Raw genomic sequence first — 24,505 nt, forward strand, 5'->3', positions numbered from 1 at the left:
AGGTAACAAAATGCTGCACCGTTTTGGATGCAGCATGTTCAGGAACGGCTTAAATAGACAGCGAGGCACCCTGCATGAGCTGAACCAGAGCCTGAGCTGCTTTGGACTGAGTACGACCGGGATGCCAGACCATGCCCAAACGACGGTTCATTTCCAAGTTGATGTCCAGCTGGTGCAGGTCGTGATTGACCAGGGTTTTTGGCAGTACTGACCAACCTAAGCCAATCGATACCAGCATCCGGATCGATTCCAGCGGATTATTGCTCATGCTGACTTTCGGTTTAATACCCTGTTTTTCAAACTCGGCCAAGGTGATCTGCGAGGTATAGGTCTGTGATGATGGCAACAGGCTCGGGTAGTCGAGCAAATCTTCCAGACACAGATTTTTTTGCTGTGCCAGCGGATGAAACGGTGCCACCACAAAGACCAGAGGATCATTCCAGATGGTCACGTAATTTAGACGCGCATCACCACGGGGCGGCAAGGTTAAAAATGCCAGTTCCAGATCGCCGGCAATTACCTGTTCATGCGCCTGTTCGGAATCTACAAAATGCACATCCAGAGTCACGTCCGGATATTCCTGGACATAACGGCGCAAATGACTCGGCAGATGATGCAGGCCGATATGATGGCTGGTACCAATTTTCAGTTTGCCCTGTACCTGACCTTGTTCATGGCTCAAGGTATAATGAATATCCCCGAGTTCATTCAGCCAGTTTTTCACTTTAGGCAACAGGGAGTGTGCCGCGTGGGTGGCCTGTACGCCACGTCCGGCAGATTCAAACAGCTTGACCCCAAAGTATTCTTCCAGACTGTGAATACGTTTGGTGACAGCAGGCTGGGTAATGAAGAGCTGATCTGCGGCCAGAGAAATCGAACCGGTTTCCATGACTTTCACGAAGGCTTCAAAGGCTGCGAGATTCATCTTAATCACCTATAAAGAATTTTTATGTGTAAATCTATTATTGTTATATTTTAAGAATAAATCAAAGTAAAATTACCTTATCTATGTTGCAGTGCTGAATTACTATACATTTTCAAAGCCTTGGCATTTTAAAAACTAAAAAAGACTGCCTTTCTCAAAACAGCCTTTCATCTGGAACCTCGACCGAAGAGTTTAGACGGTAATGTCCTCATTCTGCTGTTGGTTATTACCCTCCCAGATTTTTTCGTGGAAGAAGAAAGCCACTGCTTGTACCGTTGGCTCTAATAAACTTAAGGCAATGGCCATGGTCAAACTGCCAGTCACCAAGTAACCCACAATCATCGCTACTGTAATATGCATAATGTAGTAGCTGAAGGTCTTTTTGAACATGCGCTGGTTGTTGTCTACAAAGCGTTGAATATGTGCCATGTCGAAGTTCCTTAAAAATAATCTCTGTCGATGAAGAAATAATAATAATTCTCATTTAATTTGTAAAAGCGAATATTTTTTATAAATTAATCGGAAAATTAGATTTATAAAAATAGAGCTCAAGCATGATTTGATTCAGCTTTTAAAAGATTCCAAAAAGTTTTTTAACTGATAAAAATGATAAATTAGATTTATGTGATTGCAGCGATATAATCAAAATCAGAGAAAGAATTTACCCAGTCTAGTGGAGTACATCGACATGGCAGGCGCAACCCAAACAGCAAAAACATTATATGATAAATTGTGGGACGACCATTTAGTAACGCAACGTGATGATGGTTCTGCCTTACTGTACATCGACCGTCACTTATTACATGAAGTGACTTCTCCACAGGCCTTTGAAGGTTTGCAATTGGCCGGGCGCAAGCCATGGCGTTTAAGTGCTAATATTGCCACACCGGATCATAACGTACCGACTTCGAAAAAAGAGCGTGAGCAGGGCGTTGCCGGAATTGAAGATGAAACCTCGCGCATCCAGGTGCAAACTTTGGATGACAACTGCAAGACCTTTAATATTGTTGAATTTGATATTAACGATATCCGTCAGGGCATCGCGCATGTAGTTGGGCCGGAGCAGGGCTTGACCTTACCGGGCATGACCGTGGTATGTGGTGATTCGCATACAGCAACCCATGGTGCTTTTGGCTGCTTGGCGCATGGTATCGGGACATCCGAAGTTGAACATGTATTGGCGACCCAATGCCTGGTTCAAAAGAAGATGAAAAACATGCTGGTGCGTGTTGATGGCAAATTAGGTCAGGGCGTAACACCGAAAGATGTGGTTTTGGCCATTATCGGCAAGATTGGTACCGCAGGTGGTACCGGCCACGCGATTGAGTTCGGTGGTCAGGTCTTCCGTGACATGTCGATTGAAGGTCGTATGACCGTGTGTAATATGGCGATCGAAGCCGGTGCACGTGTCGGCATGGTGGCTGTCGATGACAAAACTATCGAGTATGTTAAAGGCCGTCCTTATGCGCCGACTGCGGAACAGTGGGATCAGGCAGTGGCTTACTGGAATACTTTGCATTCGGATGAAGGTGCATATTTTGATACGGTTGTCGTGTTGCAAGGTGAAGAAATTGAGCCACAAGTGTCTTGGGGAACTTCTCCTGAGATGGTGATTCCAGTGTCTCAAGCAGTACCGACTTTAGAACAAGCCAAAGACGATGTACAACGCAATGACTGGAACCGTGCTTATCAATATATGGGCTTAAATGCCGGTCAGGCCTTGGCTGAGATTCAGCTGGATCGTGTCTTTATCGGTTCGTGCACCAATTCGCGTATTGAAGATATCCGTGCTGCAGCCGAAGTGATCAAAGGTCGCAAAGTCGCATCTTCAATCAAACAGGCGATGGTGGTTCCGGGTTCGGGTCTGGTGAAAGCTCAGGCAGAAGCGGAAGGCTTGGACAAGGTATTTGTAGAGGCAGGCTTCGAATGGCGTGAACCTGGCTGTTCAATGTGCCTGGCAATGAATGCAGACAAGTTGCAACCGGGCGAGCATTGTGCCTCGACTTCGAACCGTAACTTTGAAGGTCGTCAGGGCAATGGCGGTCGTACTCATCTGGTGAGTCCAGCCATGGCAGCCGCTGCTGCGATTGCAGGTCACTTTGTTGATGTTCGTTCATTTTAATTGGTACGTAGGAGCACAGACATGAAAGCTTATACCGTTGAACAAGGTATCGTTGCACCTTTAGACCGTGCCAATGTCGATACAGATTTAATTATTCCAAAACAGTTTTTGAAATCGATCAAACGTACCGGTTTCGGTGACAATTTGTTTGATGAATTACGTTACTTGGATGAAGGTTATCCAGGTCAGGACAATTCAGTTCGTCCGATCAATCCGGACTTTGTCTTGAACCAGCCACGTTATCAGGGTGCGTCTATTTTAATTTCACGTGCCAACTTTGGATGTGGTTCTAGCCGTGAACATGCGCCGTGGGCTTTGAGTGAATACGGTTTCCGTACTGTTATTGCGCCAAGCTTTGCCGATATTTTCTTTAATAACTGTTTTAAAAACGGTATGTTGCCCGTGATTTTGGCTGAAGATATTGTTGAGCAGTTATTTAAGGAATGTGCGGCAGATGAAGGCTATCAACTGACCATTGACTTGCAGGCACAAGAAGTTCGCACCCCTACAGGTGAAAGCTTTAAGTTCGAAGTCGATCCATTTCGCAAGCATTGCCTGTTAAATGGTCTGGATGATATTGGCTTAACTTTGCAGGTGGCGGATGATATTCGTGCCTATGAAGAAAAAACCAAACAATCGCGTCCTTGGGTATTTGCCGAAATTCATGGATAAATCAGTAAAAATTGTCATGGCATGACTGCGATGCCCTTGCTAATATCGGAAGATTATTGAGTTTTTTGATTGGGTAAGACAGACATTATGGCGAATTATTGGAAACAGTGGCTTGCTTTAAGTTCAGTATCGGTGCTGTTGACTGCATGTCAAAGCATCGACACGATGAAACTCAAACATGCCAAAGAAAATACTGAGAGCAAAAGCAATGCCCTGATCTACTGTACAGGGACGCCAGATTGTCAGTTCGAACGCTTCAATCAGACCATTATTGTCAACGCTGACAATGGCCGCATCAGTGATGAGGCGCTGAAGCAGAAACTGGTGCGCTTGCAGGCCAAAAATTTAAATCAGGCCAATTCGATTTATTTATCTGTGCCGGCAGGACAGCATGAACTGGTCGTGCGTTTTTATCCGATCAGTAAGGATAAAGCGGAAACTTTACATGTATTCCATCGTTTTCAGGCCAATAACCGCTATAGCTTAAAAATGTTCCGTGACCGTAGTGCGCGTAGCAGCAGTTTATTAAATGCTTCGGCACCGGATCCGCTCTGTGTAGATCTGGTACAAGAGCAAAAAACCATTCGTCGTTTTTGCAAACCCTATAATGCAGTCACCGGGATTGCAGAGTTTGTAGAAAAGAAAATCTAACCTCTGTCAGGTCTGAATCTGACGTTTTAAACGGAAAATCTCATGTCTAAACAAATTTTGATTTTAGCTGGTGACGGCATCGGCCCTGAAATTGTAAAAGCCGCAGAGCAAGTACTCACACGCGTAAATGAAAAATTTAATCTTGATTTGACATGGGAACAGGGCTTACTCGGTGGTGCAGCCATTGATGCACATGGTTCACCGTATCCAGACGTGACCTCTGAACAGGCCAAAAAAGCCGATGCGATTTTACTTGGTGCCGTGGGCGGTCCAAAATGGGATACGATTGAGCGTTCAATTCGTCCGGAACGTGGTTTATTGAAATTACGTAGTGAACTGAACCTGTTTGCCAACTTGCGCCCAGCGATTCTTTATCCGCAATTGGCTGATGCTTCAAGTTTAAAGCCTGAAATCGTAGCAGGTCTGGATATTCTGATTGTGCGTGAATTGACCGGTGGTATTTACTTCGGTCAGCCACGCGGTATCCGTGAACTGGAAAATGGCGAGAAACAAGGCTATAACACTGACGTTTATTCAGAATCTGAAATCAAGCGTATCGCCAAAGTCGCTTTTGAAATGGCCAACTTGCGCGGTGGTAAAGTATGTTCAGTGGATAAAGCCAACGTGCTTGAAGTAACTGAACTGTGGAAACAGACAGTGACTGCGCTGAAAGATGCCGAATACCCTGAAATTAATTTATCGCATATGTATGTCGACAATGCCGCAATGCAACTGGTGCGTGCGCCAAAGCAGTTTGACGTGATTGTCACCTCGAATCTGTTCGGTGATATCCTGTCTGATGAAGCTGCGATGTTGACCGGTTCAATCGGCATGTTGCCATCGGCATCTCTGGATGAAAATGGCAAGGGCATGTATGAGCCTTGTCATGGTTCTGCACCAGATATCGCCGGTCAAAACCTGGCAAATCCATTAGCGACGATTCTTTCGGTGGCGATGATGTTGCGTTATACCTTCCGTGAAGAAGCGGCTGCTAAAGCGATTGAAGATGCAGTAGGTCAGGTCTTGGATCAAGGCTTGCGTACGGCAGATATCATGTCTGAAGGCATGCAAAAAGTCGGTACGGTTGAAATGGGTCAAGCAGTCGTTGCTGCATTGAACTAAGCCTGTTTTTTTATAATAGAAATTTCAAAGCTTAAACCCCTTAACAGGTTCGGCCTGTGGTGCGTACCGCGGTCGCAATATTATCTTTGAGTAAGAAGGTGATTTTACATTGCAATTTGACGTCGTAGCCGCCGGCAGGACTTACTGAGACAGGAATCGGTACAGTGCCTGTTCCTGTGGCAGGAAACTGCGCTACAGGCAAAGGAATGGTAATGGGGCGTTGTACCACATAGCTTAATTGTTTTGCGCTGCGTTCAGGCTCACTGATCTGCTGGTAACCTAAACGTTTTAGATCCAGAGTTTGATCGATCAGTTGGCTGCTTTGCCCAATGAACTGTTGTAAATAGGCATCACGCTGCGTAGTTGTTGATGAGGTGGTGCTGCATGCATTAAGCAAACTGAATGCTGTACAGCATACTAAAATCAGTGTGAACTTCATGAGCTGTCCTCACACCAAATAAAATGAGTGTAAGCGCATTACATGCAAAAATACTGTTGTGATTTGATACACGGTAGAAGTTTAGCGTGGTGAGGTTGATCCCTGATTTAATCCGATACAGGCTTTGAACTCGATGAGTACAGCTCAGCAAGCTCTACCGGTAAAGCGAATCGCCTGAACAATTTCATCTTTCAAGTCAAACCAGATTTGGCATTTCATCTCAATGTTATAACCACCATTTGAGGGCATCGGCATTGGTGCGCCGATCGGAATGCTCTGACTAATATTCGGCGTTCCCATTGGAATATTCATATCCCGAAAAATAGTGTAGCTGAGAAATTCTGTGGTTTGAATCGGTTGCTGGGAGGTCTTGAATCCAATGGCACGAAGATCAAGCTGGCTACGAACCTGTGCGGCAGTTTGACCTACATAAGGTTGTAGAGACTGATGCAGATGCTGATTGCCGCCGGTAGCGCATGCAACGAGAAACAAGCTGGAAAGTAGGGATAAGCATTTCATATTCATTGTTTTTATACATGTTATTTTTAATTCAATGAATAGTCGTGAATTTATAAGGCTGTGTCAAATTATTTTATTGATTGATAAATAATTCAAGTAATAAAAAAGCCACTAAAAGTGGCTTTTGCTTGCGCTAAAACTTAGCGTGCACGATATGTGATACGACCTTTAGTCAAATCATAAGGTGTCATTTCAACCTTCACACTGTCGCCAGTTAAAATACGGATATAGTGTTTACGCATTTTACCAGAGATGTGGGCAATCACTTCGTGACCGTTCTCTAAACGTACACGGAACATAGTATTAGGAAGCGTCTCGGTGACAACGCCTTCGAACTCGATGAGTTCCTCTTTATTGGCCATAGCCTACCTGAATGAATAAATTGGAAAGGCGCAAATTATAGTCAATTTTTTTGCAAAATACAAGACGAAACGGGCGTTAGACTGATCATCTGCCAGTAAAATAGGCGAACTGTCACGATAATTTTTTTAACTAAAAAGACACCTGTTTCTGTTGTCAGTTTGGTCAATCACAGTTAATCTAAAATTAATCTTTTTAAGTATAAATGAAGTACATACAAGGAAGGCTTTTGAGTGAGTCAGCTAACGGATGCATCAGTCGTATTGCGTTTAGGCTATCAGGCGATTCGTCGTGCGGGGTTGCCAACAGAAGAACTTTTGACCAAAGCAGGAGTGGCTTTAAATCAGGTGGAAGCCAATGACCGTACCCCGCTGAGTGCCCAATATGCCTTTTGGGTGGCGGCAGAGGAAGTCAGCAAGGACCCGGACATTGGATTGCATCTGGGTGAGCACCTGCCACTTTATCGTGGTCAGGTCATTGAACACCTGTTTGTTTCATCTGAAAATTTTGGTGAGGGACTGAAACGTGCTTTGGCTTATCAGCGACTGATCAGCGATGCCTTTGCTGCCAAATTAGTGATTGAAGATGATCGCTGCTATTTAACCAATGGTGAACAGCCTTTTGCTGAGAGTCTGGTCAATCGTCATTTTACTGAATGTGCTATGTCAGGTGTACTGCGTTTCTTTAAATTTATTACCGAAGGGCGTTTTGAGCCGATTTATATCGATTTTAATTTTTATAAAGGGGCACCTGATGATGAATACTTCCGGGTTTATGAGTGTCCGGTCAGTCTAGGTCAGAAAGAAACTCGTTTGTATTTCGATCCGACTATCCTAGAATATCCGCTGTGGCAGGCTGAACCTGAGCTGTTGCAGCTGCATGAGCAACTGGCCATTGAAAAGCTACAGGAACTGGCAAGATATGATCTGGTCGGTGAAGTACGTCGTGCAATCGGCTCTACTTTGGAGAGTGGCGAAACCACGCTAGAAACTGTGGCAGCCCAGCTGAACATCACACCACGCCGTTTGAGAACACAACTGAGTGAGGCACATACCAGCTTTCAGCAGATTCTCTCGGATTATCGCTGTCGTCTGGCCAAGCGTTTGCTGGCGAGTACTAATGAGAGCGTCGAGCGGATTGTCTATCTGACCGGTTTTTCTGAGCCAAGTACCTTCTATCGTGCCTTTAAACGCTGGACCAATGAGACGCCGGTGGAATATCGGAAACGGAAGCAGCGTTAAAAATCCCTCCTAACCTCCCTTTAAAAAAAGGGAGGAATTCCCCTCCTTTTAGGAGGGGTTGGGGGAGGTAAATATTCTAAAAAATTTAAAAACTATTCCGGCATATTCAGCCAATGTGGCCCTAAAGGTAATTCAGGTAAGTCAAACTGTGCCGGATAGTCGGCATGAATAAAATATAAACCATCTGCAGGTGCGGTCACGCCAGCAGCTTTACGGTCTTCGGCAGCGAAGATACTATCAATATGATCGGCAGCATACATGCCTTGACCAATTTCTAGTAAACAACCCATGATGTTGCGCACCATATGGTGCAGGAAGCCATCGGCTTGAATATCCAATACCAGATATTGACCATGCCGGATCAGACGGCAATGGCTGACATGACGGACGGGTTGATTGGACTGACAGGCTGCGGCGCGGAAGCTTTCAAAGTTATGCGTGCCTTCAAACTTTTTCGTGGCGTATATCATCTGTTCAACATCAAGCGGTGCATAGACATGGGTGACCTGTTTATGCAGCAATGCCGGGCGCACAGGGTGGTTATAGACCACATATCGGTAGCGGCGCGCCTGTGCCTTAAAACGGGCATGGAAGCTGTGATCCATTTCTTTGATCCACTGAATCGAGATGTCTTTAGGGAGTTGGCTATTGCAGCCCATTAGCCAGCCACGTTCAGAACGCACGGCATCCGTATCAAAATGCGCCACCATATTGGTCGCATGTACCCCGGCATCCGTGCGGCCGGCACCATGCAGGCTAATCGGTTGATCGGCAACTTTGCTCAGGACCTTTTCAATGGTTTCCTGTACGCTTGCAACTCCCGGCTGTTGAGTCTGCCATCCCCGATAATGCATCCCACAAAACTCAATTCCCACCGCAAAACGCTGCATAATGACCTCAAAACCTTATTGATCGTACCAATGACGATGCCATTGCTCTACAGTGTCGTATTGTAAATACATTTTCAGGGCTTTTGCATACAGATCCGCATGTCCATAACTTTCATTCAGCAAAATTTTGCAGTGATTCACCCATTCGGCAATGGCATAGCGCTGATCCGTCGCACCAAAAGGCACTTGGGTGGTTAAGACGCAAATACAGCCCTGCTCATAGAGTTGATCAATGAGCGCAATCATGGTGTCATTGACCGCCAGGTTGCCAGTGCCAAAACCTTGCAAAAATAGAAAATGCGGTGGTCGAGCCAAGAGGTTGTTCAAGTTATTCAGCTGCTGAGCCAGATCAATCGGCTGCATCATGATGCTCATGCAGTTGAATTCAGCCGCTTTCGCAATATCTTTTACCTTGACCTGATAACACGGTTGATGGGTCTGGATTGCGATATTGGCCTCAAGACCGGAAAAGGCATTTAACTCAGTAGTATGCTGTTTCAGTGCAGTTTGCGCATGTAGCAGCTGATGATGGAATGCCAGATAGACTCCAGCGCTACATTCGCTGATGGAATCTAGTGCAAATTTCAGGTTATCCAGGGCATCACTAAATTCACGCTGTTCATTGCCTTGAGCATTCAGCAACGGATATTGGCTACCGGTCAGCACCACATGCGCCGAGTTTCCAATAAAATGTGCCAGTACTGCACTGGCATAACTCAGCGTATCTGTACCGTGAATAATCACAAAATGCTGGATTTGCCGCGATTGCAATTGCTGAATAAACTGTACCAGTTGCAACCAGTCGGTTGCTGTGCAGGCACTACTGTCCTTAATGGCGGGTGCATGGTGGCATTCTACAAAATACTGCTCTGCAAGTATCTGTTCGAGTTTTGGAATAAATAAATCAGCAGGCATCGGTGCAAGAGGGTCTCCCACGCAGCCGAATGTGCCACCCATATAAATTAATGCAATATTTTTTATCATAAAAAAAGCAGCCAATTATTGACTGCTTTAGTGTAAATCGAAATGCATCAAGATGCGATTTGATTCAGTAATTGCTCTGCGCGTTGCTGTTGTTCAGGAGTATATTCAGCTTCTCGCTCGGCAATGATTTCGCGGGCAGCGGCATAAGCACCGAGTTGAATATATTGCTGCGCAAGATCAAGATTGAGACTCGCTTCATTAACATCCAGTAATTCCGGGAAAGATTGTACGAGTGGATCATGCTGGTCTACGGCTACCTGAGCTGGCGTAGCAGGGAGGTCGAAACTCATCACTGTTGCAGCAGGCGCTTCTGGCGTGGTTTCCAAATAATCTAATTTAAAATCTATGTCTGCTAGATTGGTTTGTGGCGTTAGTTCTGCCATAGGTGCTGCAGCTGTCAAACTGGACAGATCAAACTCAGTCGCTGGCACCGCAGTTTTTTCAGCTGCTGGTACAGGTGTATCAAGTGAGAATGAAAAATCGAGAGGCTTGATTTCTTCAGTCACAGTTGGTGTTGTTTCTACTGGAGCAGGCTGTTCCAAATCCAGTTTAAAGTCTAAGACAGGTGCCGTTTCTGTTACTGCTCTAGTTTGAATATCTGTAGATGTAGTTTGAAATTCAAAATCTACAGAAGGAGCAGCAGGTACAGGAGCCTCTTCAGCTTTTGGTGTTTCTACTGGGGTAGTCTTTGGTTCAAAATTAAATTCAAGTGGCTGAATATCTGCTACAGGTTCTGCAACAGGGGCCGGCTTGCTTGATTGAAAGTCCTGCTGCAATTGTTCAAATGCCAGTTCATTTGAAGGGGCCGGTGCAACCAGATCGGCAAAGGCATCTGAAGTTGAAGCAGCTTCCTGCGCAGAAGAAGTTTTAGGCTGGGCACTTGGAAAATCAATAGTATCTTGTACAGCAGATGAAGATTTTTCAAATTCACGCTGTTTTGCTTCAGCTTGTACCAGAATCTCATCTAAATGCAAAGAACGGATATGGTTAAGCAGCTGTGAAATCGCAAACTCATCTTTTTGTAAGATGTGAATATCCAATAACAACAGATAGAGTTCATGCTGGGAATTATCCCGATTCAGTGCCTGATTAATCTGTGCTTCGGCCGCAAAAAAATTACGGTCCTGAATCAGGCCCTCAATTTTCTTACGTGTGTCTGCTGATAATGGCGTTGCTGATTTTTTTGTGACCCCGACTGGCTCCACCACCTTGGTTCTTTGTGGGGCAGCTTTTGACGCAGAACCAGGTTTTTTTGCTTTTACCGTTTTAGTTTTTGCTTTATCTGATTCTTGAGCATCTTGTCGTTTTTTAAAGACAATTAATACGATGATCAATATCACTAATGGAATCACATAAATCAGCATGTTTTACCCCTTGGGGATAGAGTAGTTTAAGTTCGCCTATCCCAATAAATCGTCATGTGTAACTTTTTAATTAATTGGCTTCTTATCTGCTTGTTGGGCTTTGAGCTGTTGTTGTAGCTGGGCCAGACGCGCATTTAATAACTGAATTCTGTGATCCTTCTGATTGAGTGCCAATTCTAATTCAGTTACGTTTCTCTGTAATTTAACGGTTTTTTCTCGGGCTGTCATAACTTTTAATGACAATTCCTTTGATGTTTGATTGCGTTCTGTGTTCTGGTTTGCAGAAACTTGCCCGGAATCGCGCTGGTTCTCAGCCACTAGGCTCATTTCTGCCTGATTCAGGCGGTATTTAGTCTTGCCAGTAGGCTTAGACGGTAGCTCAGTTTGCTTTACCGCAGTGACTTTAATAGGCGCAGGTGTAGGATGAGTCGTATTTAAGTTCAATGCAGCACCTTTACGTAGACGATTGGCATTTCCTCCAATAAAAGCATGCTCATTGTCTTTTTTAATTTGTTGCATGACTTCATTGACAGGACGCTGCTGCTGTTCGGCAATTCTTGAAGCAATCCCCCACAGTGACTCATTGGATTGAACCACATAAGTAGGTGGAGTCTGATTCGGAGTTGCTTTGACTGGTGAGGCTTTTGTTGTAACTGGAGCTGGAGTTTTCACCGGATTGGCTGATCCAGTTGATTTTCTGGCTTGCTCCTCAGCAAATTTCTTCACCAATGGATCACTGGAAGCTGTTTGATGATCAGAACGGGACTCTACAGCTTTCTGCACATCTGCTTTATTTGGTACTGATGCGCTTTGATTTTCTGGCATCGTACTAGCCGGTTTGTTTGCAGTTGAAGCTGCTACAGGAGCCGGCGATGCAAGAGTTGCTTGTGAGGTCTTTACTGAGTCTGAAAGCGCCGCTGCAGTTTTAACTGGGGCTTGAGTATCGGGTGCAGTTACAGCCTCGCTTTTCAGTACAGGCGCAATCGCTTGAGCCTGAATCGCTGGACTTGATGTCATTACAGCTGGCACAAATGCAGTTTTAGGAATAGAAGTGTTCGATAATGTTGGTGGTGCTGTACGTTGCAATGCCAACGGCTTTTCTAGAGCCGGTGGCTTATTTAAGGCTGTGGAAGCTGTTGTACTGTAATGACTACTTACGGGTAAGTTGAGTGCAATATCTTTTTCACTGACGACGATAACTGGTGCAAGCGGGCGTTCATTCTGTTTGAGACTGGCTTTTAATAAATCGGTTTTAGCTTGTAAGGGCGTACGAATATGTTGCAGCCGTGCGGCATTGCCTTCCTTGATTTTGACAATAATATTCAGCTCGCGCTCTGTCATTGGTCGAGAAGAAGTAATAGTAATGACCCCGGTGCCATTATTGCTACGCCGAGTAAAAAAGTTTAGATGACCAGGCGGCTGATGCGATGCACCAATTGACATTAAATCTTCAGGTGAAGCCAGACTGACTTCAATCGGCAAATTGATATTAGACTGCCGAAAAGTCATTTCTGCATAGAGTAATTCCCCAGGGGCAGACTGAATCTGAACCGGATCTACATTAATCGCATAAATGTTTTGTGAAGCGACAATGGCTAAAATGGCAAGCTTTAATTTGTTATATACAGTCATCTTAATCGTGAGCTCAGTCATTATCGCATAGCGAAAATTATAGATTAACGGGATGTTTGTTTTTTGTAAAATAGACCTCTTGCGAAAGTAAAAACCACCTCAATATAAATTTCATGAGATATCAGAAATTAAATCGTTTTTCAGATTCTGAATTCAAACGCTTGGTTGGCGTACCTCGACATGTTTTTACTGAAATGGTAGAGGTTTTAGAAAAAGCAGAATCACTCAAAAAGAAATCAGGTCGTCCTCATACTTTAGATATAGAGGATCAGTTGTTATTAACTCTCAATTACTTACGGAACTACAGCACTCAACTGGAATTAGCGGCAAATTACCATATCGCTGAAAGTAATGTGAATCGAACCATTAAAAAGGTTGAAGATGCATTGATGAAATCAAGACGTTTTACTCTGCCAAAACGAAGCATTACCACGGCAGACGAACACTTTAACTGGGTAATTATTGATGCGACAGAATGTTCAATAGAACGTCCGAAAAAAAAATCAGAGTAAATTCTACAGTGGTAAAAAGAAGAAATATACGCTAAAAGTACAAGTGATCTATCATCCGAACAGCAAACAAATCATAGGGCTAGATATATCGAATGGCAGTCAGCATGATATTAAATTGGCAAGAAAAACGGTTAAGAAATTCAAACATTGTGAATATGTTATGACTGATCTAGGGTACTACGGATTAGAGCAAGATGGCTTTAAATTATTGATGCCAATAAAGAAAAAGAAGAATTTACCCTTATTTGATGTTGAGAAAAAGTACAATAAAATGATTGAAAAAATACGAGTTGTGATCGAACACATTAATAGTCAATTGAAAACATTTAGAATATTAAGTGAACGCTATCGAAATAGACGGAAAAGATTCGGCTTACGCATTAACTTAATTGCTGCACTCGTAAACCGGATAAACTTGCAATAATGACTTTCGCAAGAGATCTAATACTTACGCAATAGTTACATAAAAAAGCCGATCAATAAAGATCGGCTTTTGGCTTTATATCCAAAGGATATTAGGCATTTTTATAATCAATCAGAATACGCAGCATACGGCGTAACGGCTCGGCCGCACCCCAAAGCAACTGGTCACCTACAGTGAACGCACCCAGATATTCTTTACCCATATTCAGCTTGCGCAGACGGCCGACTGGAACGCTTAAAGTACCTGTTACAGCAACAGGTGTCAGATCAGTCATGGATGCTTCACGAGTATTTGGAACCACTTTAGACCAGTCATTGGCACGTGCAATGATGTCTTCGATTTCATCCAAAGGTACATCTTTTTTCAATTTCAGGGTTAATGCCTGAGAGTGACAACGCATGGCACCAATACGCACGCAGTGACCATCAATTGGCACGATCTGCTGATTGCCCAGAATCTTGTTGGTCTCGACCTGACCTTTCCATTCTTCTTTCGACTGGCCGCTTTCCAGTTGCTTATCGATATAAGGAATGAGTGAACCAGCCAAAGGCACACCAAAGTTTGCAGACGGGAAGCCTTCACCACGTTGTAATTCAGCAATTCTAGAGTCGATATCCAGAATTGGAGAACGCGGATCATCAAGCAACTCTTTGGTATTGTTATATAAATAACCCATACCATTGATCAGTTCACGCATGTTTTGCGCGCCTGCACCTGAAGCGGCCTGATAGGTCATTGACGTTGCCCATTCCACCAGATTGTTCTGGAATAGACCGCCCAAGCCCATCAGCATCAAGGAAACTGTACAGTTACCACCGACAAAAGTCTTGGTGCCTTTAACCAAACCATCTTTGATCACATGCATGTTGACCGGATCAAGTACGATGATGGCTTCATCATCCATACGTAAGGTTGATGCTGCATCAATCCAGTAACCATTCCAGCCTTCAGCTTTCAATTTCGGGAAAACTTCAGAGGTATAGTCGCCACCTTGACAGGTAATAATGACATCCATTTGCTTCAGACTGTTAATGTCTGATGCATCCATAAGTGCTGGGGCGGTCTTACCGCCAAATGCCGGCGCTTCACCGCCTGCATTACTGGTAGAGAAATAGAATGGCTCAAAATGAGCAAAATCATTCTCTTCAACCATACGTTGCATAAGGACGGAACCGACCATCCCGCGCCAACCGACCAGACCTACTTTCATGTCACTTTGCCTCGGTGCGTTAAAAAATCAAAAGGGATTCGAGTGTACCAAAAAGGGACCCAACTGCAAGAGCTACACAATCAAAACATCAATATTCTTGAGAGAAATATCTGCTTTATGATACATACAAAATTGATAACGTCATTTTTCTTTTAGAAAAAATAATAACTTAATTAAGAGCGCAGTTTATGATATGGGTTATCCAAATTCTGGCAATCATTGTCATTTGGTTAAGTTTTTGGTCACTGATACCACGTGATGAATGGTGGATTCGGGGTGCGGATTTTCCACGCTTACAAATTCTGGTATTGGGCTTTATCGCCTTTATTCTTTTTCTTCTGGTTGATCATCCCTGGAACTGGTTGAATCAGCTACTTTTTATAGGGCTGATGGCGGCTTTGGCCTATCAGCTGAAAATGGTATTGCCCTATACTTTTATCTGGAAAAAACAGGTCAAGCAGGTCAAGCAGGATCAGCTGGATCCGCAACGTCAGATTTCCCTCGTCGTTTCCAATGTACTTACTACCAATACCAAATATCATTTACTGATCGAGCAGATCCAGATTCATCAGCCAGATCTGGTTTTAACCCTGGAAACCGATCAAAACTGGCAAAATGCACTCTCAGTGATTGAAGCTGATTATCCTTATCGCGTGCCTGTGCCTTTGGATAATCTGTATGGCATGCATCTATATAGCAAGCTTGAACTGAGTGAAACTGAGGTTAAATTTATTCTGAGTGATGAAATTCCCTCCATTCATACCACGGTGATCTTACGTTCGGGACAAGCGGTACAGCTCTACTGTCTGCATCCCAAACCACCCAGTCCGACCGAGGCCAAGGATTCTACCTTGCGTGATGCTGAACTGCTGATTGTCGGTGATCAGATTAAAGATCTGGATGAAAGCTGTATCGTCATGGGCGATCTGAATGACGTGGCCTGGTCACGTACCACACGCCTGTTTCAACGCATTAGTGGGTTGCTAGATCCGCGGGTAGGGCGTCATTATGTAAATACTTTTCACGCAGATTATCCTTTTTTTCGCTGGTCGCTGGATCACGTCTTTCACAGTACCGATTTTGCCTTGGTACATATGGAACGTTTACCGCATGTAGGCTCTGACCATTTTCCGGTCTTTCTGGTTTTACAAACCGGTCGGGTATTCGAGCATATTCAGGAAGAATTAGAACAAACTGATGAAGATGAGCAAGAAGCACAAAAAGCTATTGAAGAAGGCATTCAGAAAGCAGAGAAAGAGGAAAAAATAGTCACTGATGAAGTTGCTATGGCATATAAAGAAGGAGGCAAAATCTCTTAGCTTTTTAGAAGAAAAGTGTACGATATTGCTTACAACAGTTTCCGCTTCTTGCGAATGGGCAGGGGTTGGAAATCTGGGTATTCTAGGTTTATCAGCACAGGGAGTCGAGAAAGGATATTCTCATAAGGAAGACGAAGCTGAATGAAAACATCATGGATATGATGCTGAAAGGGAAATCACAAAAAGCAGAACGAATTATAATATGTGAAAGCACAACCTCATTAACCCGAGTTTTACAGGATGTAGAGCTCGGGTTAAATTATTTCAATTACTTAAACATGATTTTAAGCTATAGCCCTTCAAATTCCGTGATCAAATCGATTTAGTAAATTGATTTATAACCTTCAGGGCGAGTCTTAAAACGGCGGTGGAACCACATATATTGGGTCGGTGCGATGCGCAACTGCTGCTCAATCACCCGGTTCACGCGAGTGGCATCTTCAACTTCATTCTCACTAGGGAAGTTTTCCAGTGCCGGTTCAATGAGCACATGGTAGTGCGGATTGTTAATATCGCCATGACGGTAGAAATATAAAGGAATTGCAGCCGCTTTGGTCATTTTCAGTAAACGGCGATGTGCGGTTACAGTCGCCGCAGGCACGCCAAAAAAAGGTGCCATCACGCCTTGTTTTAAACCATAATCCTGATCCGGACTGTACCAGATCGCATGGCCATTTTTCAGGTTACGTACCAGACCGCGCATATCATCATGGTCAATCTGATTGGCATAAATTGTGGCGCGACAACGGTAAATCAGCATGTCCAAAAGTGGATTATTCTGCGGACGATAGACCACATCCGGTTCAAAATATTGTGCGCAAAGATAACCACCCGCATCGAGCAAAGTTGAATGCGTGCCTAATAACAGCATGCCTTGGCCTGCGGCTTGTGCCTTCTGAATATGTTCCAAGCCTTCAATACTGACGCGGCCCTGAAACCATTTCGGACTGTACCAGGCATTCAGCGTCTCAAACACCCCCAGCATTTGATCGATAAATACCTGACGGGCATTGTCCTGTACCTGCTTTTCAGACCATTCGGGAAAGCAGACTTCCAGATTACGCAGCGTGGTTTCACGGCGTGATTTCAAGTATTTAAAAGAAAGGTGGCCTAGCAGGGACGCCAGACGATGCTGAATGGCCCAAGGTAAGATCGCCAGAATCATCAGGAAAATAATGCCTAGCCATTTGCCCCAATATTGAGGTAACAGGAATGACCATTGAAATTCACCGGGTTGATATGCAGGCTGAGTACTCATAAAACAATTTAGGGCCAAAAGATTAAATGCAGTCTAACAGAGAAGATTATTGAAATAAAAAAGCATCTGTACGAATACAGATGCTTTAGTAAAAGCTCGGGGAATATTTAGCCGTTACTTAGATTATCCAGCTCTTCCCAGCGCTCTAATTTTTCCAGTAACAGCTCATCAATTTCGGATAAACGGTTAGACAGTTTCAGTGCTTTATCAGAATCAGTCACAAATAAAGAGCCATCAGCCAGTTGTGCATTGATCTCGGCCTGCTCTTTTTCTAGCGCTTCCATCTCAGCTGGAAGTTGCTCAAGTGCACGTTGGTCTTTATAACTGAGTTTAACTTTTTTGGCAGCGACCGGCGCAGTCTCGGCTTCTGCTTTGGCCATGGCTTTTTTCACGGCACTTTTTTGGTCAACCACGGTTTGATCCGGGCGCTGTTCAAGATAATCCTGATAACCGCCGACATATTCGTCAATATTGCCCTTACCATCAAAGACCCAAGTGGATGTTACCACGTTGTCCATAAAGGCACGGTCATGCGAGATCAACAGCAGGGTGCCTTTGTAGCCACCCAGCATCTCTTCCAGTAACTCTAAAGTCACCATATCCAGGTCGTTGGTTGGCTCATCCATCACAATCAGGTTCGATGGTTTCAGCAACAGTTTCGCTAGCAGGATACGGTTGCGCTCACCACCTGACAAAGCTTTGACTGGTGTACGGGCACGTTCTGGCGAAAACAGGAAATCTTGTAAATAACTATAGATATGACGACGGTTACCATTCACATCCACGTGGTCAGAACCTTCTGAGACGTTATCTTTAACAGATTTTTCCAGATCCAGCGCATTACGGAGCTGGTCGAAATAGGCCACTTCTAACTGCGTACCGGTCTTCACCGTACCGCCATGTTCTAGCTCGCCCAGAATGGCTTTAATGAGGGTAGTTTTACCGACACCGTTATCACCGACCAGACCGATACGGTCGCCACGGAGGACAAGTGCAGAGAAGTTGTTGATGATCGGTGCATTGTCACCGAATTTCACACTCAGGTTCTCAATTTCAAACACCAGTTTGCCGGAACGGTTGGCATCCTGAGTCGCCATCGTCACTTTACCTTGTTGCGAACGACGTGCTCTAGATTCTTCACGTAATGCTTTTAGGGCACGGACACGACCTTCGTTACGGGTACGACGGGCTTTAATCCCTTGACGGATCCAGACTTCTTCCTCAGCCAGCTTTTTATCGAACAGCGCATTTTGCTTTTCTTCAGCTTCCATTTGCTGGGCTTTCAGGTCTAGATAACGTGAATAGTTACCTTCATAACTACGCAGTTGACCACGATCCAGTTCAACAATACGGGTAGCAATGCTATCGACAAAGGCACGGTCATGCGAAATGAACAATAGGGTCAAATTATTTTGATCGAGCAGGAATTTTTCCAGCCATTCGATACTTTCAACGTCTAAATGGTTAGTCGGTTCGTCGAGTAACAGGACATCTGGCTGAGTCAGCAAGGCACGTGCCAATAGGACACGACGCTTACGACCACCCGACAAATCGGCAAGATCTGCATCTGGGTCCAGCCCCATTTTGCTTAAAATCGAATTGACCTTGGTTTCCAGCGCCCAGCCATCGAGCTGGTCCATTTTGTGTTGCAGGTTGCCCATACGATCACAGGCGTCCATGTCACCGAGTACACAGGCTTCACTGGCAGCATGATAAGCACGCAAAACTTCCGATGCTTCACCGGCACCATCTGCCACGATATCAGCCACTTTACCTGAATCCATCGGTACATCTTGCGCCAGCATGGAAATAGTAATGCCGTTTTGTAATGAAACTTCGCCGTTGTCAGGCAGTAAACTTCCTTCAATCAGCTTAAGTAAGGTAGACTTACCCTCACCATTACGGCCAATCAAACACACTCGTTCGCCGCGTTCCAAGTTAAAATTCGCGCCGTCGAGCAGGGCGGGTCCACCAAACGCAAGTTGGACATCCCTAAGGGTAATATAGGCCATAATGTTTCCTGAAATCCCCAATGAGGACTTTAAATGACTAAACAACAAAATCTAAATGATCAGGCGTCATTTTCCGCACCCATTGAAGATTTGCAAGTGCGAATTGCATTTTTAGACGATTTAGTTGAACAGTTGAATGATCAGGTGGCCAAACAGACCCTGGAAATTGCTGATCTGAAAAAGCAAATGACGCTGTTATATCAACGTGTTGAGTCTTCAGATCTGTCTGAAGGCATAGCAGAATTTGATCCGGTTGCAGACCGACCACCGCATTATTAATTTGCAACCAATGATTTAATCAACAATAACCCTTAGCTGATCTAAGGGTTTTTTATTGAAAAATAAAAATGAGTCAATCTATAAGATGATAAAAAGAGAAGTATTTTTGTTTTGAATGGGCTTTTAAATTGCCTTAAACACGCATATAAAAGTAATCAAGTGCAGCGTGATGATCAAGTGCAAAAGAATTTTCCTGTTGAAAACAAACATTCGCGCTTGCAAACAGATTTCTTGCCGGCATTTCATAAAATGCAGTTTGGCCCTCTGCCGAAACAGGGCTGCACCCATTCAGCCATAAAATTATTTGACCTTTCACTCACTTCCTACTCTAATACCGGCTCTCAGGTACATTCCGGAATTGCGTCCCATGCACCCAAAAGTTGTTCTACTCGACCTCGAAAATAATTTCCCTACAGCCAAGTTAATGCGTGAGATTGTGGCGCATTATTCGACTTTATATCTGTTTAGCTGTGCCGGAAAATTTGAATTCTCCTTAGAGGATTTAACCGAGCTTGCCGGCTGGATTAGCAGTGGTCAGGTGGTGGTACTGGACACGCCTGAATCGCCACAAAAAGAATATGAATATGCGGTCATTGTCGGTCAGCTTATGGCGCTACTGGAGCCGGAAACCGAGGTTGAATTGATCTCGGCGATGGACAGCTGCGAGATGTTGCAGCAGATGCTGCAAGCTTCTGATATTCCGTGTCACCTAATTCAGATTCAGCCTGATGAGACAAACATTCCAACCGATCAACCTAAAAATCATCTTCCGAGTCTGGATACCATAAAGAACAAACCTGCCTTGCAACTGGTGAAAAAATACTGTGATGCGTTAGGGAAAATGAGCGGCAAACCGAATACGGTGGAAACCCTAAAAAACTCAGTGGCGAATATTCTGCAAGTGATGCCGGTAAAAGCTCAGCATGTGGTCGGCATGTTGATTAACCTGAAAATCGTCAAACGCTATGATGAGCAAATCAGCTTCCGCAAAAAAGTTTTGAAACAATGGCTGCAACTCAATCTGGATGAACAAAGCCCGGTTGAAAATCCAAAACTGGATCAGGTCATTTCCCAACTGAAGGCAGAAGAAGCTCCAGTTGAATCTGAAATACTCAAGTCACCAATCCAGTCGGCACAGCAAGACCTGTTCAAGAACTTTGGCCGGATCGATCCGGTACAACTGGAAGTGGCGCGTAAACTGCGTGAATTGCAGGGCGATAAACCCAAAGACATTTATGAGCTGCGTGATTTACTGGAACAGTTATTTCCAAAATCGGACATCCGCTTGCTGCTGAAGGAGTTGATCGAGAAAGGTTATATTTACTGGAATGGTCACGAAATTTTATATAGTCATGAAATGTTCCTGAATTAATTTTATCGTGCAAACTTGCGTTTTATATTGTGCTTATGCAACTCTAATAATAGAACATAAAGGTTGAACTATGGAAAACACTGGAATCTGGGTGACGGTGGTCATCATCATTTTCGTCATAGGGTCGATTTTCGGGTTACGTGTAAGTCCCGAGAAAAAGCCTTGGGGCTGATGCGTGATAAAGCCCGTAAAATGGGTTTGCATCCACGTCTGGTGGTGGCACCGGACTGGACCAAAATCCCGAAGGCGACTGAAAGTCGTGCCAGTATGGTCGCGTACTACAGTGTACTGATGCCAGATGCGCGTTTGCCCCTGATGCGCGCCCGTGTTGTCGATAATAAACTCGAAATCGTGCAGGGTGATGAGAAATTTAAAGATTTTCCCATTGCATTAAAAGGCATTTATGCTATTGATATGCAGGCCAACTGTGTCGGCATGTACTGGGATGAAGAAGCTGATTTAAGAGCGACCCAACTCGACGACATCAAAGCACTGTTACACGCTTTGGCTGAACTTTAATTTAGAAATAAACAGGATTAACAGTTAATTATGGCGAACGCTCCTCGGTCCACATCAAAAAGCAGCACAGCGAAGTCTCCCGACGCTGGAAGCAAGCGTGCCCTAGTGATTGTGGAGTCGCCTGCAAAAGCGAAAACAATCAATAAGTACCTTGGTCCGAACTACATCGTAAAATCATCGGTGGGTCATGTGCGTGACTTACCGACTGGCGGTTCTGCAAAATCGACAGAGAAAAAACCAGCGACACGTACCAAACTGACGGATGCAGAAAAAGCTGAAAAATCACAGAATGCGTTGATTAACCGCATGGGTGTCGATCCGGAACATGACTGGAAAGCCAAATACGAAGTCCTTCCTGGCAAAGAACATGTGGTTGCCGAACTGAAAAAACTGGCATCGCAAGTCGATGAAGTCTATCTGGCAACGGATATGGACAGGGAAGGAGAGGCGATTGCCTGGCATTTAAAAGAAGTCATCGGCGGTGATGATTCGCGTTATCAGCGTGTGGTTTTCAACGAAATTACCAAAAATGCGATTCAGGATGCCTTTAAGCATCCGTCACGTCTGGATACCAATAAAGTCAATGCGCAGCAGGCACGCCGTTTCCTGGATCGTGTCGTGGGCTTTATGATTTCGCCATTGCTTTGGGAAAAGATTGCGCGTGGTCTGTCAGCCGGTCGTGTACAGTCGGTTGCGGTGAAGCTAGTGGTCGAGCGTGAACGTGAAATTCGTGCCTTCATTCCTGAAGAATACTGGCAGGTGTTTGCCGATACCAAATCGAAAAAAGATGATATTCGTCTCGAAGCGGTCAAGCAAAATGGCAAGACGCTCAAGCTACGCAATAAAGCCGAAACTGATGCCTTATTAAACCTGATCAAAGATGCTGATTATACGGTTTCTGCACGTGAAGATAAGCCAACCAAGGTTAATCCAAGTGCGCCGTATATCACGTCAACGCTACAACAGGCAGCCAGTACCCGTCTCGGTTTTTCTGTGAAGAAAACCATGATGCTGGCGCAGCGCCTGTATGAAGCCGGTTTCATTACCTATATGCGTACCGACTCGACCTTCTTGAGTGATGATGCGGTGAATATGGTGCGTGGTCATATCGAATCCGAGTTTGGCGAGAAGTATTTGCCTGCCAAGCCGAACCGTTATGGCAATAAAGCCGGTGCGCAAGAAGCGCATGAAGCCATTCGTCCATCTATGGTTGGCTTAAAAGGCGACAGTCTGGTAGGTGTTGAGCGTGATGCACAGCGCCTCTATGACTTGATCTGGCGCCAGTTTGTTGCCTGTCAGATGACTCCGGCAGAATATTTGTCTTCTACCATTTTAGTGGATGCCAATGGCGTGGAACTGAAAGCTAAAGGCCGTACCTTGGTCTTTGATGGCTTTACCCGCGTGCGTGGTGCCAATAAAGCCGATGACGATATTTTATTGCCTGCGGTCAAAGTGGGTGAAGTCCTCAAACTTGAGAAACTTGACCCATCTCAACATTTCACCAAACCACCGGCACGTTTTACCGAAGCCTCATTGGTCAAAGAACTCGAGAAAAAAGGCATTGGCCGTCCATCAACCTATGCTGCGATTATCTCGACCATTCAGGATCGTGGTTATGTGAAACTGGATAACCGTCGTCTCTATGCCGAGAAGATGGGCGAAATCGTCACCGATCGTCTGGATGAAAATTTTAGTAATCTGATGAACTATGCCTTTACCGCAGATCTTGAAGGTCAGCTGGATAAGGTGGCAGATGGTGAGCGTAACTGGAAAGAGCTGTTAGACAGCTTCTATGGCGATTTCAAGCAGCGTTTGACTACTGCGCAGGGTGAAAACGGAATGCGCCGTAATCAGCCTGTAGAAGTGGATGCGGTACACTGTAAAGAATGTGACCGTCCGATGCAGATTCGTACCGGAACCACAGGCGTATTCCTGGGTTGTTCAGGCTATAACTTGCCGCCGAAAGAGCGTTGTAAGGGAACCTTGAACCTGACACCAGTGGAGTCTCTGGCTGCATTATCTGATGATGAGGCTGCGGAAACTGCTGACCTGATGTCGAAGAAGCGTTGTCCGATCTGTGAAACTGCCATGGACAGCTATGTGATTGATGGCGGCCGTAAACTGCATATCTGTGGGAATAACCCGGACTGTAGTGGTTTTGAACTTGAAGAAGGTGAGTTCAAAATTAAAGGCTATGATGGCCCGAGTATCCCATGCGACAAGTGTGATGGTGAAATGCAGCTGAAGACGGGTCGTTTTGGTCCGTATTTTGCCTGTACCAGCTGTGACAATACCCGTAAAGTCTTAAAGAGCGGTCAGCCTGCGCCTCCACGTGTGGATCCGATCAAGATGGAGCATTTACGTTCTGCCAAGCATGACGATTTCTTTGTACTGCGTGACGGTGCAGCCGGTTTATTCCTGGCGGCAAGCAAGTTCCCGAAAGTGCGTGAAACCCGTGCACCGAAAGTGGCCGAGATTCGTTCTGTTGCCGACCAGCTTGATCCAAAGTATCAGTTTATCTTGCAGGCACCTGATGTGGACCCGGAAGGGAATCCAACTCTGGTAAAATTTAGCCGTAAGAACCAGTCACAATATATTGGTTCGGAAACTGCAGAAGGCAAGCAAACCAAATGGTCTCTGGTTTATCAGGACGGAAAATGGGTTGAAGCCTAAACTCTA

Annotated in this window: 22 protein-coding genes and 1 pseudogene; 11 read left to right on the top strand and 12 right to left on the bottom strand. The window is 44.8% G+C overall.

Features of this window, described 5'->3' with window-relative positions; genetic code table 11:
* Positions 1-49: 49 nt before the first annotated feature.
* Both HGD77_RS02300 and HGD77_RS02305 read right to left on the bottom strand, forming a co-directional pair.
* A complete protein-coding gene (locus HGD77_RS02300) occupies positions 50-925 on the bottom strand; it encodes a LysR family transcriptional regulator (protein WP_004278498.1) in 876 nt (291 codons plus the stop codon).
* Between the two features lie 192 nt (positions 926-1,117).
* Positions 1,118-1,354 carry a DUF2061 domain-containing protein gene (locus tag HGD77_RS02305; RefSeq protein WP_004278497.1) on the bottom strand — a complete coding sequence of 79 codons (237 nt, stop codon included), beginning with the start codon at positions 1,352-1,354 and terminating at the stop codon, positions 1,118-1,120.
* A 259-nt stretch (positions 1,355-1,613) separates the two neighbouring features.
* Here HGD77_RS02305 and leuC point away from each other — a divergent pair, with 259 nt between their 5' ends.
* The 4 genes from leuC (at position 1,614) to leuB (ending at position 5,492) form a co-directional block, all read left to right on the top strand.
* A complete protein-coding gene (gene leuC / locus HGD77_RS02310; RefSeq protein WP_005107970.1) occupies positions 1,614-3,047 on the top strand; it encodes a 3-isopropylmalate dehydratase large subunit in 1,434 nt (477 codons plus the stop codon).
* A gap of 21 nt (positions 3,048-3,068) precedes the next feature.
* Positions 3,069-3,719: a 3-isopropylmalate dehydratase small subunit gene (gene leuD, locus HGD77_RS02315; protein ID WP_138742831.1), complete on the top strand. Its 651-nt coding sequence runs from the start codon at positions 3,069-3,071 to the stop codon at positions 3,717-3,719.
* Positions 3,720-3,806: 87 nt separating this feature from the next.
* Positions 3,807-4,370: a hypothetical protein gene (locus HGD77_RS02320; protein ID WP_138742832.1), complete on the top strand. Its 564-nt coding sequence runs from the start codon at positions 3,807-3,809 to the stop codon at positions 4,368-4,370.
* Between the two features lie 42 nt (positions 4,371-4,412).
* On the top strand, positions 4,413-5,492 hold the full coding sequence (leuB, locus tag HGD77_RS02325; RefSeq protein WP_064094871.1) for a 3-isopropylmalate dehydrogenase: 1,080 nt from the start codon (positions 4,413-4,415) through the stop codon (positions 5,490-5,492).
* Between the two features lie 40 nt (positions 5,493-5,532).
* On the opposite strand, the gene HGD77_RS02330 is transcribed toward leuB, so the two are convergent.
* The 3 genes from HGD77_RS02330 to infA all read right to left on the bottom strand — a co-directional run bounded on the left by HGD77_RS02330 (position 5,533) and on the right by infA (position 6,812).
* Positions 5,533-5,931: a hypothetical protein gene (locus HGD77_RS02330; RefSeq protein ID WP_138742833.1), complete on the bottom strand. Its 399-nt coding sequence runs from the start codon at positions 5,929-5,931 to the stop codon at positions 5,533-5,535.
* A gap of 144 nt (positions 5,932-6,075) precedes the next feature.
* Complete coding sequence (locus HGD77_RS02335; protein ID WP_004278491.1) at positions 6,076-6,456, bottom strand: hypothetical protein; 381 nt, start codon at positions 6,454-6,456, stop codon at positions 6,076-6,078.
* 134 nt (positions 6,457-6,590) lie between these two features.
* Positions 6,591-6,812: a translation initiation factor IF-1 gene (infA, locus tag HGD77_RS02340; protein WP_001284370.1), complete on the bottom strand. Its 222-nt coding sequence runs from the start codon at positions 6,810-6,812 to the stop codon at positions 6,591-6,593.
* Positions 6,813-7,043: 231 nt separating this feature from the next.
* Here infA and HGD77_RS02345 point away from each other — a divergent pair, with 231 nt between their 5' ends.
* Positions 7,044-8,051: an AraC family transcriptional regulator gene (locus tag HGD77_RS02345; RefSeq protein ID WP_005107962.1), complete on the top strand. Its 1,008-nt coding sequence runs from the start codon at positions 7,044-7,046 to the stop codon at positions 8,049-8,051.
* A 92-nt stretch (positions 8,052-8,143) separates the two neighbouring features.
* Here the strand turns inward: HGD77_RS02345 and truA are convergent, their stop codons facing one another.
* The 4 genes from truA to HGD77_RS02365 all read right to left on the bottom strand — a co-directional run bounded on the left by truA (position 8,144) and on the right by HGD77_RS02365 (position 12,942).
* Positions 8,144-8,941, bottom strand: coding sequence for a tRNA pseudouridine(38-40) synthase TruA (truA, locus tag HGD77_RS02350; RefSeq protein WP_138742834.1), 798 nt, complete (start codon positions 8,939-8,941; stop codon positions 8,144-8,146).
* 15 nt (positions 8,942-8,956) lie between these two features.
* Positions 8,957-9,925: an asparaginase domain-containing protein gene (locus HGD77_RS02355; RefSeq protein ID WP_138742835.1), complete on the bottom strand. Its 969-nt coding sequence runs from the start codon at positions 9,923-9,925 to the stop codon at positions 8,957-8,959.
* Between the two features lie 47 nt (positions 9,926-9,972).
* Positions 9,973-11,289: a fimbrial protein FimV gene (locus tag HGD77_RS02360; protein ID WP_138742836.1), complete on the bottom strand. Its 1,317-nt coding sequence runs from the start codon at positions 11,287-11,289 to the stop codon at positions 9,973-9,975.
* Between the two features lie 66 nt (positions 11,290-11,355).
* Positions 11,356-12,942, bottom strand: coding sequence for a hypothetical protein (locus HGD77_RS02365; protein WP_168730656.1), 1,587 nt, complete (start codon positions 12,940-12,942; stop codon positions 11,356-11,358).
* Positions 12,943-13,034: 92 nt separating this feature from the next.
* On the opposite strand from HGD77_RS02365, the gene HGD77_RS02370 reads away from it, so the two are divergent.
* A protein-coding gene (locus HGD77_RS02370) for an IS5 family transposase (protein WP_101627170.1) occupies positions 13,035-13,857 on the top strand; the annotation gives its coding sequence in 2 pieces (ribosomal slippage) (positions 13,035-13,415 and positions 13,417-13,857; 822 coding nt in all).
* Positions 13,858-13,948: 91 nt separating this feature from the next.
* Here HGD77_RS02370 and asd read toward each other — a convergent pair.
* A complete protein-coding gene (gene asd, locus HGD77_RS02375) occupies positions 13,949-15,067 on the bottom strand; it encodes an aspartate-semialdehyde dehydrogenase (protein WP_004647391.1) in 1,119 nt (372 codons plus the stop codon).
* 188 nt (positions 15,068-15,255) lie between these two features.
* On the opposite strand from asd, the gene HGD77_RS02380 reads away from it, so the two are divergent.
* Positions 15,256-16,386, top strand: coding sequence for an endonuclease/exonuclease/phosphatase family protein (locus tag HGD77_RS02380; protein WP_138742837.1), 1,131 nt, complete (start codon positions 15,256-15,258; stop codon positions 16,384-16,386).
* A gap of 322 nt (positions 16,387-16,708) precedes the next feature.
* Here HGD77_RS02380 and HGD77_RS02385 read toward each other — a convergent pair whose 3' ends face one another.
* Both HGD77_RS02385 and HGD77_RS02390 read right to left on the bottom strand, forming a co-directional pair.
* Positions 16,709-17,644, bottom strand: coding sequence for a hypothetical protein (locus HGD77_RS02385; RefSeq protein WP_004729480.1), 936 nt, complete (start codon positions 17,642-17,644; stop codon positions 16,709-16,711).
* A gap of 107 nt (positions 17,645-17,751) precedes the next feature.
* On the bottom strand, positions 17,752-19,656 hold the full coding sequence (locus HGD77_RS02390) for an ATP-binding cassette domain-containing protein (protein WP_138742838.1): 1,905 nt from the start codon (positions 19,654-19,656) through the stop codon (positions 17,752-17,754).
* Positions 19,657-19,689: 33 nt separating this feature from the next.
* Between HGD77_RS02390 and HGD77_RS02395 the strand changes: the two genes are divergently transcribed.
* The 4 genes and pseudogenes from HGD77_RS02395 to topA all read left to right on the top strand — a co-directional run bounded on the left by HGD77_RS02395 (position 19,690) and on the right by topA (position 24,499).
* Positions 19,690-19,935, top strand: a complete 246-nt coding sequence (locus HGD77_RS02395; RefSeq protein ID WP_004278477.1) for a SlyX family protein — start codon at positions 19,690-19,692, stop codon at positions 19,933-19,935.
* 367 nt (positions 19,936-20,302) lie between these two features.
* Complete coding sequence (locus HGD77_RS02400) at positions 20,303-21,307, top strand: hypothetical protein (RefSeq protein ID WP_005261740.1); 1,005 nt, start codon at positions 20,303-20,305, stop codon at positions 21,305-21,307.
* 70 nt (positions 21,308-21,377) lie between these two features.
* Positions 21,378-21,826 (top strand): annotated as a pseudogene (locus HGD77_RS02405) (ammonium transporter).
* A 30-nt stretch (positions 21,827-21,856) separates the two neighbouring features.
* On the top strand, positions 21,857-24,499 hold the full coding sequence (topA, locus tag HGD77_RS02410; RefSeq protein ID WP_004278474.1) for a type I DNA topoisomerase: 2,643 nt from the start codon (positions 21,857-21,859) through the stop codon (positions 24,497-24,499).
* Positions 24,500-24,505: the final 6 nt, after the last annotated feature.

Origin of the sequence: Acinetobacter sp. NEB149 (assembly GCF_012516415.1) — a bacterium.
GTDB lineage: Bacteria > Pseudomonadota > Gammaproteobacteria > Pseudomonadales > Moraxellaceae > Acinetobacter > Acinetobacter lwoffii_V.

Excerpts from the sequence above, each read along its gene's own strand:
- HGD77_RS02300 (WP_004278498.1), bottom strand. The coding sequence starts at position 925 with ATGAATCTCGCAGCCTTTGAAGCCTTCGTGAAAGTCATGGAAACCGGT.
- HGD77_RS02305 (WP_004278497.1), bottom strand. The coding sequence starts at position 1,354 with ATGGCACATATTCAACGCTTTGTAGACAACAACCAGCGCATGTTCAAA.
- leuC (WP_005107970.1), top strand. The coding sequence starts at position 1,614 with ATGGCAGGCGCAACCCAAACAGCAAAAACATTATATGATAAATTGTGG.
- leuD (WP_138742831.1), top strand. The coding sequence starts at position 3,069 with ATGAAAGCTTATACCGTTGAACAAGGTATCGTTGCACCTTTAGACCGT.
- HGD77_RS02320 (WP_138742832.1), top strand. The coding sequence starts at position 3,807 with ATGGCGAATTATTGGAAACAGTGGCTTGCTTTAAGTTCAGTATCGGTG.
- leuB (WP_064094871.1), top strand. The coding sequence starts at position 4,413 with ATGTCTAAACAAATTTTGATTTTAGCTGGTGACGGCATCGGCCCTGAA.
- HGD77_RS02330 (WP_138742833.1), bottom strand. The coding sequence starts at position 5,931 with ATGAAGTTCACACTGATTTTAGTATGCTGTACAGCATTCAGTTTGCTT.
- HGD77_RS02335 (WP_004278491.1), bottom strand. The coding sequence starts at position 6,456 with ATGAATATGAAATGCTTATCCCTACTTTCCAGCTTGTTTCTCGTTGCA.
- infA (WP_001284370.1), bottom strand. The coding sequence starts at position 6,812 with ATGGCCAATAAAGAGGAACTCATCGAGTTCGAAGGCGTTGTCACCGAG.
- truA (WP_138742834.1), bottom strand. The coding sequence starts at position 8,941 with ATGCAGCGTTTTGCGGTGGGAATTGAGTTTTGTGGGATGCATTATCGG.
- HGD77_RS02355 (WP_138742835.1), bottom strand. The coding sequence starts at position 9,925 with ATGATAAAAAATATTGCATTAATTTATATGGGTGGCACATTCGGCTGC.
- HGD77_RS02360 (WP_138742836.1), bottom strand. The coding sequence starts at position 11,289 with ATGCTGATTTATGTGATTCCATTAGTGATATTGATCATCGTATTAATT.
- HGD77_RS02365 (WP_168730656.1), bottom strand. The coding sequence starts at position 12,942 with ATGACTGAGCTCACGATTAAGATGACTGTATATAACAAATTAAAGCTT.
- asd (WP_004647391.1), bottom strand. The coding sequence starts at position 15,067 with ATGAAAGTAGGTCTGGTCGGTTGGCGCGGGATGGTCGGTTCCGTCCTT.
- HGD77_RS02380 (WP_138742837.1), top strand. The coding sequence starts at position 15,256 with ATGATATGGGTTATCCAAATTCTGGCAATCATTGTCATTTGGTTAAGT.
- HGD77_RS02385 (WP_004729480.1), bottom strand. The coding sequence starts at position 17,644 with ATGAGTACTCAGCCTGCATATCAACCCGGTGAATTTCAATGGTCATTC.
- HGD77_RS02390 (WP_138742838.1), bottom strand. The coding sequence starts at position 19,656 with ATGGCCTATATTACCCTTAGGGATGTCCAACTTGCGTTTGGTGGACCC.
- HGD77_RS02395 (WP_004278477.1), top strand. The coding sequence starts at position 19,690 with ATGACTAAACAACAAAATCTAAATGATCAGGCGTCATTTTCCGCACCC.
- HGD77_RS02400 (WP_005261740.1), top strand. The coding sequence starts at position 20,303 with ATGCACCCAAAAGTTGTTCTACTCGACCTCGAAAATAATTTCCCTACA.
- topA (WP_004278474.1), top strand. The coding sequence starts at position 21,857 with ATGGCGAACGCTCCTCGGTCCACATCAAAAAGCAGCACAGCGAAGTCT.